Source organism: Plantactinospora soyae (assembly GCF_014874095.1).
GTDB classification, from domain to species: Bacteria; Actinomycetota; Actinomycetes; order Mycobacteriales; family Micromonosporaceae; genus Plantactinospora; species Plantactinospora soyae.
Window position 1 is genome coordinate 6,658,735 of record NZ_JADBEB010000001.1, and the last position, 13,708, is coordinate 6,672,442.

Sequence of the window (13,708 nt, forward strand, 5' to 3'; positions counted from 1 at the left end):
ATATTCTTTGCTCATGGCGAAGGGACAGGAGACGCGGCAGCGGATGGTGCGTACGGCGGCCGAGCTGTTCCCGCGGCAGGGCTACCACGCGACCGGGCTCAACCAGTTGCTCAGTGAGGCCAGGGCGCCGAAGGGATCGCTGTACTTCCACTTTCCCGGTGGCAAGGAGCAGGTGGCCGTTGAGGCGATCGGCATGTCCGGCGTGAACCTGCTCGCCGACCTGCGTGACGCGCTGGACGAGGCGGCGGATCCGGCCGAGGGGATCGTCCGCGTCGTCGAGTTACTTGCCGCCCGGCTGGCCGCCTCCGGATACCTCGACGGCTGCCCGGTCGCCTCTGTCGCACTGGACGCGGCCGGCAGCAGCGAAGCGATCCGCGTCGCCTGCACCGAGGCGTACGACGGGTGGTTGGGTGTGATCGAGGCTGCGCTGCGCCGATGGGGTGTTCCCGCCGCCCGGTCCGGGGTCTTGGCGACGGTGTTGCTGTCCGCAGTGGAGGGCGCGCTGCTGCTTGCCCGGGTGCGGCGTGACACCCGCCCGCTGCACGCCGTCGCCGACGAACTGGAGCCCCTCGTTTCGTCAGCCGTGCCGGCCTGAACCATCGGGAGACTCTCGTGCGGGTACACCACCTCAACTGCGCCACCATGCGGCCGGCGAGCCGCCGACTGATCAACGGTACCGGTGGGCTGTTCGAGCCAGGCCTGCTGGTATGCCACTGCCTGCTCGTCGAGACCGAGCAGGGGCTGGTGCTCATCGATTCCGGAATCGGATCGGCCGACATCCGCGATCCGGTCGCTGCCCTGGGCGAGCAGTGGCTCCGCCGTACCAGGCCGCGACTCGAACTCGACGAAACAGCGGTACGGCAGGTTGCGCGGCTCGGATACCGGCCGCAGGACGTACGGCACATCGTGCTGACCCACCTGCACCGCGACCACGCCGGCGGAATCAGCGACTTCCCGTGGGCCACGGTGCACGTTCTCGCCAGCGAGCACGAGGCAGCCCTGCACCCGGGCACCCCCGCGCAGCGCCTCCGGTACCGCCCGAGTCAGTGGGCACACCAGCCGACCTGGGCGACGTACGCCAACACCGGCGAGCGTTGGTTCGGCTTCGACGCCGTACGCCAGCTCGACGGGCTACCACCCGAGATCCTGCTGGTGCCGCTGCCCGGGCACAGCCCCGGGCACACCGGGGTGGCGGTGGACACCGGGGCGAGGTGGCTCCTGCACGCCGGCGACGCGTACTTCTTCCATCGGGAGACCGATCCAGAGGGACCGCGCTCGACGCTCGGCCTTCGGCTGTTCCAGCGCAAGGTACAGGTTGACGGCTCGGCTCGCCGCCACAACCAGGTACGGCTGCTCCAGCTACGCGCCGCGCACGGCGAGCGGATCGATATCTTCTCAGCTCACGATCCCGTGGAGCTGGAGCGCCACCGGTAGCGCCGGTCCGCCGATCCCGCGAGGTCCGCGTTCGGCTCATGAGTGACGTGCAGCGGCGGAGACCGATGCCGTGACGGCATCGTTGCCGGTCGGATCGGGCGTCGGCGCCGTGGCGGCGTCCCGGCGACCCGGGGTACGCACCACCAGCACCAGCCCGACCAGGACGACAGCGCCGGCCACGATCTCCGTACCGGTGATCGGCTCGCCCAGCAGCAGCGCGGCGGCGGTCAGCCCGAAGATCGGCACGAGCAGGCTGAACGGGGCGACCCGGGCCACCGAGTAGATGCCGATGAGCCGATTCCAGATGCCCCAACCGACCAGCGTGGAGAGATAGCCGACGTAACCCACTGCCAGCAGGGCGGTCCAGGACATCCCGGTGATCGTGTCGAGCACCACCCGGGGGCCGTCCACGACACCGGCCAGGCCCAGCAGCGGAATCGGCGGTACCAGGCTCGACCAGACCAGCAGTGAGAGCGGCCGGGTCTCGCCGCTGGCCCGGACCACCACGTTCGCCACCGCCCAACTGCCGGCGGCGGCGAGGGTGAGCGCGAAGCCGACGGCGGTGGCGTGCCCGCCGGCGCCGATCGCGAGCAGGGCGATTCCGGCCGAGCCGGTGAGCACGCCGGCGAGTTGGGTACCGCTCGGCCGCTCGCCGAGGAGGGCGGTGGCCAGGATGACCGAGACCAGCGCCTGGGTCTGCAACACCAGCGAGGCGAGTCCGGGCGGCATTCCGGCGTCGATGGCGACGAACAGGACGCCGAACTTGAACACGCCGAGGATCACCCCGTAGCCGAGGACGTACCGGAGCCGGGCGGTCGGGCGGGGGACCAGGAAGACCAGCGGCAGCGCCGCGGCCACGAACCGGAGCGCGGTCAGCACCAGCGGGGGCAGATCGCGGAGGCCGACCTCGATGACGACGAAGTTGAGCCCCCAGAGGGCGGCGACGAGGACGGCCTGCATCCGGTGCGGGAATCTCATCCGGTAACCGTGTCAACCTGTTGGTTTAAGGTCCAGTTCAAGATTCTTAAGTACTCGTGTAGCGTTGCTACATGGACCTGGACGTCCGGCGGCTACGCGTACTGCACGAGGTGGCCCTGCGCGGCGGAGTCACCGCTGCGGCGGCAGCCCTGCACGTCACCCCGTCGGCCGTCTCCCAGCAACTCGGCCAGCTCGCCAAGGAGGCCGGCTACCCGTTGGTCGAGCGCTCCGGCCGGGGCGTGGTGCTCACCGCGGCCGGGCAGATTCTCGCCACCCACGCGGAGCGCATTCTCGGCGCCGTCGAGCAGGCGGTGACCGGGCTGGCCGTGGCGCACCGGCAGGTCGCCGGAACCGTCCGGATCGGCGCCTTCCCGTCGGCGGCCGGCGCGCTGGTGGTGCCGGCGGCGGCCCGGGCGATGGCGGCCCATCCGGGCCTCGACGTCCGGGTGGTGGAGGCCGAGGACGAGCAGAGTCGGCTGGACCTGCGGTCCGCCACGCTCGACATCGTGGTGCTCCAGGAGTACGACCACGTGCCCGGCACCGTCACCGCCGAACTGGACCGGCATCCGATCACCACCGACCCGATGCACCTGATCACCCCGGTCGGCTGGGGGCGCCACTCGGGACGGCTCGCCGACCTCGCCGACGTGCCCTGGGTGACCAGCGCCGTGCACACCCCGTGCGGGCGGTCGACCCTGCGCGCCTGCCATCTGGCCGGCTTCGAGCCCGACATCCGGCACCGGGCGATCGACTTCGCCCTCACCCTGGACATGGTGGCGGCCGGGCTCGGCGCCGCGCTGGTACCCGGGATGGCGCTGCGCAACGTACCGCCCGGCGTACACATCGAGCCGCTGGTCCGGCCGGTCACCGGTCGCCGGATCTTCGCGGTGACCCGCCCGCGCGGCGCCGGCCCGGTCCATCCGGCGGTCGCCGCGGTGTTGACCGCGCTGGCCGAGGTGCGGCCGCCAGCGGAAGCACCTGCCCGAGTTGGCGGCGGCTTGCTCGGCCACGAGGCCGGTCAGGCACCGGCGGACGATCAGCGGCGGGACGCCTTCGCCGTCTGATCCCACGCCCGGCCGTCTGGTCGGCGTGGATCGCGAGACGCTGCTTCATTCCAAGATCTGTCGATCGGCCGGCGCCCCGGGCCGCGCCGTGCTAGCGCCGACCGCTGAACCGCTGGCCGGCGACCTCGATCCGCTCGATCTCGGCCCGGAAGAAGGCGCTGATCTCGGCACACCGACCGAGGTTGGTCGGTCCGCCCTCCCGGCGCGACAGATCGGCGTACGGGCTGCCGATCACGAAGATGTTCTCGTCGTTGTACTGGTTGGCCGGCGCCGTGTAGTTGAACGAGCCGGCGATCACCACCGCCTCGTCGACCACCATCAGCTTGTGGTGCAGCTTGCCGAAGGCGGGGGAGCGGACCGGGACGTACAGGGCGATGTTGGCGCGGTCGAGTTCGTGCGTGGCGGCCCACTTCTGCACGCCCTGTCCGGGATCCACCGCCCCGGTCACGGTACGTCCGGCGGCGGCCAGCGCGATCATCGCGTCGTCGATCCCGGACGAGCCGGAGAAGGTGAAGATGGCGAAGTCGACCCGGGCGGTCGCCTTCAACATCTGCTTCATGATCTCCAACTCCGGGGTGTGGTCCGGCGCGAACAGCACCTTCACCGGCACACCCCCGACGCTGTACGCGTTCGGGACCCGGCCGTGCTCGCCGCGCCCGAACCGGCCCTGCCGGATCCGGCCGAACTCGTCGGCGTACTCCTGGCAGATCCGGGCGTCGTGGAAGACCACGACGTGGTTCAGGTTGCGGTGGCAGTCGGTGTCGGTGAAGTTCGCCGACCCGGACAGCACCGCCGCCCGGGCCCCGGCCCGCTGCCGGTAGTCGCGGACCGCGAACTTCTGGTGGAAGATCGCCGGGTTGTAGTCGGCCTTGACGTCGACGTTGCAGCGCAGCAGGGCGGCCACGATCCGACGGTTGGGCTCCAGGCTCCGGGTGCCGGGCTCGGGCTCCCACTGGACCCGGTGCCGCGCGTCCGCCTCCGGCTCGCCCGCGCGGGCGGTCACCCGGGGCAGCTTCGCGGTCCGCAGGTAGTCCTGCTCCAGCACCATCCGTACGTCCACGCCCCGGAACCGGGCATCGAGGATGGCCTGGGCGATCGGCTCGGAGTCGAGTTCCTGTACGGCGATGTCCAGGCTCTCCCGGGCGCCGCCGATGAAGTCGACCACGACCTGTTCGAGATCGTCGGACGCACCGAGTTCCCGGGGTCCGACAAAGGCGTCGATCTTGTTGCCGGCGAAGCTCGCCATGCCGGACAGGCTCGCACCTCACAGCCCGGCAGGGTGTCGGCTTGGCTACATCCCGACCGGCCCCCGGGCAGTCGTGCCCGTTCGGCTGGCACCCTGGTAGCCGTGTATCGGGAGCGGATGTCCGGGCTGACCGGAGCCACGGTCTGGACGGTCACCCGGGCGGCCGGCGCGAAGCCGGGCCGGGTGCTGCCGGACGGCTGCATGGACCTGATCTGGTCCAGCCGGAGCGGCCTGCTGGTGGCCGGCCCGGACACGGTGGCGCAGGTCGCGGCCGACCCGGACGAGGTGCGGTACGTGGGCCTGCGGTTCCCGCCGGGGACCGGGCCGGCGGTATTCGGCCTGCCGGCGTACGAGCTGCGGGACCGGCGGGTTCCGCTGGCGGACCTCTGGCCCGGCGCGACGGTGACCGAGCTGACCGAGCGGATGGCGTCGCACGAACATCCGGGCCGGCTGCTGGAGTCGCTGGCCTCCGCCCGACTCGCGTTCTCGGGCGGCCCGGATCCGATCGCCGCGGACGTGGTCGCCGGGTTCGTCGCCGGGCGGGACGTCGCGGACACCGCCGACGCGGTAGGCCTCGGCACCCGGCAACTGCACCGGCGCAGCCTGGCGCTGTTCGGCTACGGCCCGAAGACGTTGGCCCGGATCCTGCGGATGCGCCAGGCGCTGGCGCTGGCCCGGGCCGGCACGCCGGCCGCCGAGGTGGCCTTCCGGACCGGGTACGCCGACCAGGCGCACCTGTCCCGTGAGGTCAAGAGCCTGGCCGGCGTACCGCTACGCGGCCTGGTCGGCTGACCGGGGTAGCTGGCCCGCTCGGGTCAACTGGGCTGCTCGCCCAGCGGTGCGAAGAGGTCCACGCCGTTGCCGTCCGGATCGAGCAGCGCCGCGTACCGCTGGCCCCAGAACGCGTCCCACGGCCCCAGATGTCCCTCGTACCCGGCCTCGGTCAGCGCCGCGTACGTGGCGTCCACCTCCGCCGGGTCGGCGCAGAGGAACGCGAGGCCGGTCCGGCCGGGTCCGGTGGGATGGGTGTAGCTCGGGTCGAACGAACGGATCGTCTCGACCGTGTCCCAGGCCAGGCGGAGGCCGCCGGGCAGCGTGCACTCCACATGCGGCTCCGTGTCCGCCTCTGCAGGGATCTCCAGCCCGAGCCGTCGGTAGAAGGCGAGCGTGCGGGCCATGTCGGCGACGACCATGCCGAAGACGTCCAATCTCGGTGTCATTGCGCCAGGCTAGGTGGCGGGCCCGGTGGGAGTCTTGAAGGAATCGGACCTGTCCGGCCGGGGTCGCAGGTGCCCATGCGATTAGCCGATCATCGGCGTACGGTGTACTTAACGGCAGCTGAACCTCCGCTTTCCGCCGATTGACTAGCGGACTACGGAGTTCTGGCGTGTCGTGTGGCGTACGGTCCGGCGGTCGGTGTGTGCGGCTGGACACGGCGCTCTTTTTTCGGGCGCGGGGGCTAGAGAGAAGGGAGGAGGCCGGCGATGAAGGACCTGGCCTACCTGGATGCGGGATCTGGCAGCCTGATCGTGCAGGCGGTGGTCGGTGGCGTGGCGGGCGTCGCGGTGGCCGCGAAGCTCTACTGGCGCAGACTGACGAGCCGCTTCCGCAAGCAGCCCTCTGAGCAGGACTGAGGGCGGTCCACAACCGATGGTTCCACCGTCTTCCGTTCCGGCACCGTCCACCACCCCCGACACCGATCTCCGAGCCGATCCCGGCTCCTTCCGTGACCCGGCCAACCGCGTCCTCTACGCCGACGGACAGGTGCTGCGCGGGCTCGGCCCCCAGGCCGCCGAGGACTGGCAGGCCCTCATCGGAACCGAGTTCTTCCCCCGGCTGATCGCCGAGGGCAAGGTCTGCGGCACCGAGGCACTCGACCCGCAGGCGGTTCCGGCGAGCCAGACCGGACAGTGGAGCACGGTGCTCCGGCACGAGCGCATCCCCTTCGTGTCGTACCCGTACGAGTGGTCGTTCGCGATGTTGCGCGACGCCGCACTGCTGCACCTGGAGATCCTCCGTACCGCCGTACCGGCGGGGTTCACCACCAAGGACGGTTCGGCGTACAACCTCCAGTGGCGGGGCGCCGAGCCGGTCTTCATCGACATCGGTTCCTTCGAGCCGGCCCGGGACGGGGAGCCCTGGGCCGGCTATCGGCAGTTCTGCCAGACGATGCTCTATCCGTTGCTGATGCAGGCACACCTCGAGCTGGACTTCCAACCCTGGCTGCGGTCCCGGATCGACGGTCTGGAGGCGGGACAGCTGCGCAAGCTGTTCGGCGGGACCCGACGCTTCCGGGCCGGGGTGCTCAAACACGTCCACCTGCACGACGCGATGCAGAACAGGTACGCCGGTGCCAGCAGCGGCGCGGTGCGGGAGCAGCTCCGGGACGCCGGCTTCTCCCGGGAGCTGGTGCTGGCCACCCTCCGGGCGATCGACAAGCTGGTCCGGCGGCTGGACTGGCAGCCTCCGCAGAGCCACTGGTCGGGATACCGGGAGACCTGTACCTACTCGGACGCCGACCGGGAGCAGAAGGAGCGGTTCGTCGCCACGGCACTCGACGAGGCGGGACGGCCGAAACTGGTGCTCGACCTCGGGGCCAACGACGGTACGTACTCGCGGCTCGCCGCCCGGCACGCCGACTACGTGGTGGCGGTGGAGAGCGACCCGGCCGTGGTCGACCGGCTCTACCGCCAGCTGTCGGCCGAGGGGGAGCGGCGGATCCTGCCGTTGGTGATGGACCTGGCGGATCCCTCGCCGGGTGGCGGCTGGCGCGGTGTGGAGCGGGCCTCCTTCGCCGCCCGGGCCGACGCGGACGCGGTGCTCGCGCTGGCGGTCGTCCACCATCTCGCCATCGGGCGCAACGTGCCGTTGCCGGAGATCATCGACTGGCTGGTCGGGCTGATGCCGACGGCCGGTCCGGACGGTCGGCTCGTGGTCGAGTTCGTCCACCCCGACGACCCGATGGCGGTACGCCTGCTGGCCAACAAGCCGGCCGGTCTCTTCCCCGACTACCACCGGGACGAGTTCGAGCGGCTGCTGGCGCAGCGGTGCACGATCGTGCGGCGGACGGAGTTGCCGTCGGGTACCCGGACCCTCTACGTCGGGACGCCGCGTGGCTGAGGCTGAACCCGGCGCAGCCCTGACGGACGACCCCGCCTCGACCGACGGCGCCTCGACCGACCCCGCCTCGACCGACGGTGCCGCGTCGACACAACCCGGCGAAGGGGGTACGTCGGAGCCGGGCGTTGCGTCGTACGGACGGACGGAGTTGCGGGCGTTGGTGGAGGTGCTGGCGCTCTGCGGCCTCGTCATCACCCAACCGCTGCTCGACGTCACCGGAAAGAGTCCCGACTTCTTCCTCTTCCACGGTGCCGGCAGGGTGGACATCCTGCTGCTGGTCGCGGTCTACACCCTGGTACCGCCGCTGCTGCTCTGGGGCGTCGGCGCGGTGACCGGGCTGCTGGTCCGCCGGATCGCCGGTGCGGTACCCGGCCGGGTGGTCCGAACCGGGGTGCACACGGTGACCCTGGCGCTGCTGCTCGCCGCGTTGGCGATCCAGGTGGGCAAGCAGCTGTCCGGCCTGCGGGGACTGCCACTGGTGCTGATCGCGGTGGCGGTCGGCGCCGCCGGGGCGTACGTCTACCGGCGCTGGCAGGTGACCGGTCAGGTGCTCCGGGTCGCCGCGGTCGGGCCGCTGGTCTTCGTACTGCTCTTCGTCTTCGCCTCGCCGGCCTCGGCGGTGGTGCTGCCGGGCGCCCGCTCGACGGCCGGGCCGGGCGGTGCCGGGGCCGCGAACGCCCACCCGCCGGTGGTGATGATAATCCTGGACGAGTTCCCACTGGTCTCATTGCTGGACGCCGACGGTGCGATCGACGCCCGCCGGTACCCGAACTTCGCCAGGCTGGCCGGGGAGTCGACCTGGTACCGGAACGCGACCGGGGTGAGCGGCTACACCCCGTACGCGCTGCCGGCGATGTTGACCGGTCGGTACCCGGCGGAGAAGCAGGCGCCACACCACTCGAGGTACCCGGACAACCTGTTCACCGCCTTCGGCGGCCCATACGAGATCCAGGCGCAGGAGAGCATCACCCAGCTCTGCCCGCCGAGGCAGTGCCCGGACCGGGACGGCTCGGCCCGAGGCGGCCTGCCGACGCTGCTCCGGGAGAGCGCCACCCTGCTGGAACAGATCGTCTCGCCGAGCGAGGTCGGTCAACGTGACCCGGAGGATTCGTACCGGGAGGTCACCCGACGGGAGGTCGGCGCGGACGACAGGCCGGTCGCCCCGACGGACCCGCAGTTCCGGTGGGGCGCCCTGGACGAGAACCAGCCGGCCCGGTTCGCCGACTTCCTCGACACCCTCCGCCCCGCGCAGCGGCCGACGCTGCACTTCCTGCACCTGCTGCTGCCGCACTCGCCGTGGAACTACCTGCCGTCGGGAATCCGGTACGAGTCCCCGGACGGGATGCCCAACGACGGTCAGGGCTGGGTCGAACTGGCCCACCGGCGGCACCTGCTCCAACTGGAGTACACCGACCGGCTGCTCGGCGAGACGCTGCGCCGACTCGACGACACCGGCCTGTACGACGACGCCCTGGTGGTGCTCACCGCCGATCACGGTGTCAGCTTCACCCCGGGGTCGCAGGGGCGCGGTCTCGGCGCGGTGAACCGGGCGCCGGGCGAGGTGCTCTGGGTTCCCATGTTCGTCAAGCGGCCGGGTCAGCGGGCCGGTGCGGTCGACGACCGGAGCTGGGAGCACGTCGACCTGCTGCCGACCGTGGCCGACATCGCCGGGGTCGAGGTGCCGTGGCGTACCGACGGGATCTCGGCGCTGCGGACCACCCGGGAGCCGGGCGACAAGCACTATTACGACCAGCCGGGCGATCCGCAGCTGGTACCCGGCGGCGTCTTCGCGGACGTGGTCGGCGGGCGGGCGCGACCGGTCCTGCCGGCACAGCCGCTGCCCGAACTGATCGGTCGGAACGTCGCCGAACTGTCCGTCGGTCCGGCGGCCGGATCGGTGACGGTGCGGAACCGGACCGATTTCGATCAGATCGAGCAGGGCGGCGGACGGTTGCCGGCGCTGGTCTACGGCACGGTGCCGGACGCGGTGCCCAACGGCACCCTGCTCGCGGTCGCGGTCAACGGCCGGATCGGCGCGGTCGCGCCGGTGGTCGCCCCGGACCCGGGCGGGCAGCGGTTCGCGGCCCTGTTGCCGGACGAGTCGCTGTTCACCCCGGGCCGGAACACCCTGCAGGTGTTCCAGGCCGCCGAGGGATCCGTGCTGCGCCCGCTGCGCTTCTGACGTCGACGAGCCGAGCCGCCGGGACCGCAGGAGGTTCCGGCGGTGCCGGGTGCCGGGTGCCGGCCCTGCCCGCCCGCGCCCGTTGCTTCCGGTCCGTTCGTGGGAAGACCAGATTCGGGTACGCGCCCGGCTGGTTGATGCCCCGACTAGCAGGTTGCGGCGAGGTCGCAAACCTGTGTCCGGCGTGATGCATCACTCACCGGACGACCACCCCGGGTGCTCCGCTACCCTGCACGATTACCGTAAAAAGTGAAGGCAATTCAGCGTAGATTCGCCGGCGAAGCGAGGATCACATGACGGATGTCAAACTCGACCACCCGGGCGGGCAACTGTCGATACCGGTCAAGCCCGCGGTCGATGGCCCGTCCGGCATCGCAGCGGGCAATCTGTTGAAGGAGACGGGTTTCGTCACCTACGACCCCGGTTTCGTCAACACAGCCGCCTGCTCCTCGGAGATCACCTACATCGACGGTGACGCGGGCATCCTGCGTTACCGTGGCTACCCCATCGAGCAGTTGGCCGCGAACTCCTCCTTCCTGGAGGTTTCCTACCTGCTGATCTACGGCGAGCTGCCGACCGCGCAGCAACTCGCCGAGTTCGACGAGTGGATTCGCCGGCACTCCCTGCTGCACGAGGAGATGCGCCGGTTCTTCGACGGTTTCCCCCGTGACGCGCACCCGATGGCGGTGCTCTCCTCGGCGGTGAGCGCGATCTCGACGTTCTACCAGGACAGCCTCGACCCGTTCGACCGGGAGCACGTGGAGATCTCCACGGTCCGGCTGATGGCCAAGGTGCCGACGATCGCCTCGTACGCGTACAAGAAGTCGATCGGGCAGGCGATGCTCTACCCGGACAACTCGCTCGGCTACGTGGACAACTTCCTCCGGATGACCTTCGGGGTTCCGGCGGAGCCGTACGAGGTCGACCCGGTGGTGGCCCGCGTCCTGGACATGCTCTTCGTCCTGCACGCCGACCACGAGCAGAACTGCTCCACCTCGACGGTCCGGCTGGTCGGCTCGAGCCAGGCCAACCTGTTCGCCTCGGTGTCGGCCGGGGTGAACGCGCTGTTCGGCCCGCTGCACGGCGGTGCCAACCAGGCGGTGCTGGAGATGCTGGACGAGATCCGGGTGGGCGGCGGTGACGTGCCGGGCTTCGTCCGGCGGGTGAAGGCCAAGGAGCCGGGCGTCAAGCTGATGGGCTTCGGACACCGGGTCTACAAGAACTACGACCCCCGGGCCGCCATCGTGAAGAAGGCCGCCCAGGACGTCCTGGCCCGGATGAACAAGCCGGACCCGTTGCTGGACCTCGCGATGCAGTTGGAGGAGATCGCCCTCGCCGACGACTACTTCGTGTCCCGTCGGCTCTACCCGAACGTCGACTTCTACACCGGGCTGATCTACAAGGCCATGGGGTTCCCGACCAAGATGTTCACCGTCCTGTTCGCGCTCGGCCGGCTGCCCGGCTGGATCGCCCAGTGGCGCGAGATGATCTCCGACCCGGAGACGAAGATCGGTCGCCCTCGGCAGATCTACACCGGCGCGGCCGAGCGGGACTACGTACCGGTCGAGAAGCGCTGATCTGATCCGGGCCCGTTCGGGTCTGGCCGTCCGCCGGCCGTCGACGCGTATCGCGCGTCGGCGGCCGGCGGTTTTGTTGTGCCAGGTGACCGGTGCCGCGCTCTGGGTCGGACGGGCCGACGTGGGCGATGAATCGCTTTCCGTGTAATGGCGCTCACCTTGGGTAGTCGGCGGCTACGTGTCAGACCGCGTCGACGCGGTGCGAAGGCGGTGGAAACCGCCGCGTAGAAGGAGCCTGTGATGACCCAAATGTCACGATCGGCACAACCCAGCCACGACGGCGAGTTCGAATTCTGGCGCAATCACGCACAGATTTCGCTCCAGCCGGTGGCCGCGCCATCAATTCTGGGACTCTTCGGCTACGCGGGAGCCACCTTCGTCGTCGCCACGAACCTCGCCGGCTGGTACGGCGACGTCGGCACCCAGACGTTCCTGTTTCCGTTCGCCGCGCTGCTGGGCGGACTCGCGCAGTTCCTCGCCGGGATGTGGGCGTACCGGGCCCGGGACGGGCTGGCCACGGCCATGCACGGCATCTGGGGCGCGTTCTGGCTCGCCTACGGGCTGCTCTACCTGCTGATCGCCATCGGCGTACTGGTCCAACCGACGCCGTTCGTGGCGCTCGGCTTCTGGTTCGCCGCGCTCGCCGCGATCACCTGGTCGGGGGCATTCGCCGCGTTGGCGGAGAACATCGGCCTGACCCTTGTGCTGGCGACGCTCGCCGCCGGATCCACCTGCCTGGCGGTCGGCCAGATCGCCGACATCTCCGCCTGGCGGACGGCCGGTGCCTACATCTTCATCGCCTCCTCGGTGATCGCCTGGTACACCGCCACGGCGATGATGCTGGAGGGCACCTTCCGCCGGGTCATCCTGCCGATCGGCAAGATGCGCGGCCCGAACGTGCCGGGCCGGGAACCGCGCCAGGTCATTCAGTTCACCGCCGGCGAGCCGGGCATCAAGGTCGGCCAGTAGCCGGTCCGGCCGTGGGCGGCACGGGTTCCGGGCCATCCCGGCCCGAGCCCGGCCCGTCCCGGCCGGTGGCATCCGGGACCACGGGCCCCGGCGCTTTGAATGCGTCTTGTGTTCGTCTCGATACGGTGAGTCTGGATGGCGTCCGCGACGGGACCAGGCGAGGGCGACGGTGAGGACAATGCGTGGAACACCGATGGAAATCCCCGACGAGAATGGTCGTCGCCTTCTGCCACGGTCGCTCGGCCTGCTGAGTCTCGGACTCGGTGTCGCCGCGATCGGCGCGCCGTCCCGGCTGAGCCGCCTGATCGGGATGGACGACTCGGTGGCCGCCCGGACCGTCGTACTCCCCGCCGTCGGCGCCCACGAACTGCTCTCCGCCGTCGGGCTCCTGGCCAGTCGCCATCCGTCCGGCTGGGTCTGGACCCGGGTCGCCGGGGACGCCATGGACCTGGCCGCGCTCGCCAGGGCTCTGCGGGACGGGCGGGGGCAGCGGCGGCAACGGATCGGGGCCACCATGGCGGTCGTCGCCGGCATCACGGCGATCGACGTACTGGCAGGGGTGCTGAGCAGTCGGGCCGCCGGGGCGCGGCGCCGGGCCGTACGGGCCAGTGCGACGGTGACGATCAACCGGCCGGCGGACGAGGTCTACCGGTTCTGGCGGGACTTCGAGAACCTGCCCCGATTCATGTACCACCTGGAGTCGGTCCGCTCCGACGGGGACGGGCGATCGCACTGGGCCGTCAAGGCTCCGGGGGGCCGGCGGGTCGAATGGGACGCCGAGATCCTGGAGGACCACCTCAGCGAGATGATCACCTGGCGTTCGGTCCGGGGCGCCCGGGTGCCCAACGCGGGACGGGTGCGGTTCGCCCGCGCGGCGGGCGGCCGGGGAACCGAGGTCCGGGTGGAACTGGTGTACGCCCCGCCGGGCGGCGCGGTCGGCCGGGTCATCGCGAAGCTCTTCGGCGAGGAGCCCGAGCAGCAGATCCGGGACGACCTGCGCCGGTTCAAACAGGTGATGGAGACGGGCGAGGTGGTCCGGTCGGACGGCAGCCCGGAGGGGATCTCCACCCGAGGGCAGGTGCTCCAGAAGCCGGCGCGCCCACCGGCCGCGGGGCAGCTCCGTTGATCCCACCCTCAC

At 70.9% G+C, this 13,708-nt stretch carries 13 protein-coding genes; 10 read left to right on the top strand and 3 right to left on the bottom strand.

Translation table 11 applies throughout. The features are described 5' to 3' along the window. The first annotated feature begins 13 nt into the window (after positions 1-13). Both H4W31_RS29010 and H4W31_RS29015 read left to right on the top strand, forming a co-directional pair. Positions 14-595 (top strand): TetR/AcrR family transcriptional regulator, encoded by a 582-nt coding sequence (locus H4W31_RS29010; RefSeq protein WP_192769538.1) that lies wholly within the window; start codon positions 14-16, stop codon positions 593-595. 17 nt (positions 596-612) lie between these two features. Then, positions 613-1,434, top strand: a complete 822-nt coding sequence (locus H4W31_RS29015) for an MBL fold metallo-hydrolase (protein ID WP_192769539.1) — start codon at positions 613-615, stop codon at positions 1,432-1,434. Positions 1,435-1,470: 36 nt separating this feature from the next. On the opposite strand, the gene H4W31_RS29020 is transcribed toward H4W31_RS29015, so the two are convergent. Next, on the bottom strand, positions 1,471-2,412 hold the full coding sequence (locus H4W31_RS29020) for an EamA family transporter (RefSeq protein ID WP_192769540.1): 942 nt from the start codon (positions 2,410-2,412) through the stop codon (positions 1,471-1,473). 71 nt (positions 2,413-2,483) lie between these two features. On the opposite strand from H4W31_RS29020, the gene H4W31_RS29025 reads away from it, so the two are divergent. Beyond that, entirely contained in the window at positions 2,484-3,476 is a 993-nt protein-coding gene (locus tag H4W31_RS29025; protein ID WP_192769541.1) for a LysR family transcriptional regulator, read from the top strand. A 91-nt stretch (positions 3,477-3,567) separates the two neighbouring features. On the opposite strand, the gene H4W31_RS29030 is transcribed toward H4W31_RS29025, so the two are convergent. Next, on the bottom strand, positions 3,568-4,722 hold the full coding sequence (locus H4W31_RS29030) for a phospholipase D-like domain-containing protein (RefSeq protein WP_192769542.1): 1,155 nt from the start codon (positions 4,720-4,722) through the stop codon (positions 3,568-3,570). A 102-nt stretch (positions 4,723-4,824) separates the two neighbouring features. Here H4W31_RS29030 and H4W31_RS29035 point away from each other — a divergent pair, with 102 nt between their 5' ends. Continuing rightward, positions 4,825-5,514: a helix-turn-helix domain-containing protein gene (locus H4W31_RS29035; protein ID WP_192769543.1), complete on the top strand. Its 690-nt coding sequence runs from the start codon at positions 4,825-4,827 to the stop codon at positions 5,512-5,514. A 23-nt stretch (positions 5,515-5,537) separates the two neighbouring features. Here H4W31_RS29035 and H4W31_RS29040 read toward each other — a convergent pair whose 3' ends face one another. Beyond that, a complete protein-coding gene (locus H4W31_RS29040) occupies positions 5,538-5,942 on the bottom strand; it encodes a VOC family protein (protein WP_192769544.1) in 405 nt (134 codons plus the stop codon). A 264-nt stretch (positions 5,943-6,206) separates the two neighbouring features. On the opposite strand from H4W31_RS29040, the gene H4W31_RS29045 reads away from it, so the two are divergent. The 6 genes from H4W31_RS29045 to H4W31_RS29070 all read left to right on the top strand — a co-directional run bounded on the left by H4W31_RS29045 (position 6,207) and on the right by H4W31_RS29070 (position 13,696). After that, positions 6,207-6,356, top strand: a complete 150-nt coding sequence (locus H4W31_RS29045; RefSeq protein ID WP_192769545.1) for a hypothetical protein — start codon at positions 6,207-6,209, stop codon at positions 6,354-6,356. Between the two features lie 16 nt (positions 6,357-6,372). Then, on the top strand, positions 6,373-7,842 hold the full coding sequence (locus tag H4W31_RS29050; RefSeq protein WP_192769546.1) for an SAM-dependent methyltransferase: 1,470 nt from the start codon (positions 6,373-6,375) through the stop codon (positions 7,840-7,842). Beyond that, positions 7,835-10,024: a sulfatase-like hydrolase/transferase gene (locus H4W31_RS29055; RefSeq protein ID WP_318783462.1), complete on the top strand. Its 2,190-nt coding sequence runs from the start codon at positions 7,835-7,837 to the stop codon at positions 10,022-10,024. Before H4W31_RS29050 ends, H4W31_RS29055 begins: the two co-directional genes overlap by 8 nt. A gap of 293 nt (positions 10,025-10,317) precedes the next feature. After that, positions 10,318-11,601, top strand: coding sequence for a citrate synthase (locus tag H4W31_RS29060; protein ID WP_192769547.1), 1,284 nt, complete (start codon positions 10,318-10,320; stop codon positions 11,599-11,601). A 240-nt stretch (positions 11,602-11,841) separates the two neighbouring features. Beyond that, positions 11,842-12,570: an acetate uptake transporter family protein gene (locus H4W31_RS29065; RefSeq protein WP_192769548.1), complete on the top strand. Its 729-nt coding sequence runs from the start codon at positions 11,842-11,844 to the stop codon at positions 12,568-12,570. 193 nt (positions 12,571-12,763) lie between these two features. Further along, entirely contained in the window at positions 12,764-13,696 is a 933-nt protein-coding gene (locus H4W31_RS29070; protein WP_192769549.1) for an SRPBCC family protein, read from the top strand. Positions 13,697-13,708: the final 12 nt, after the last annotated feature.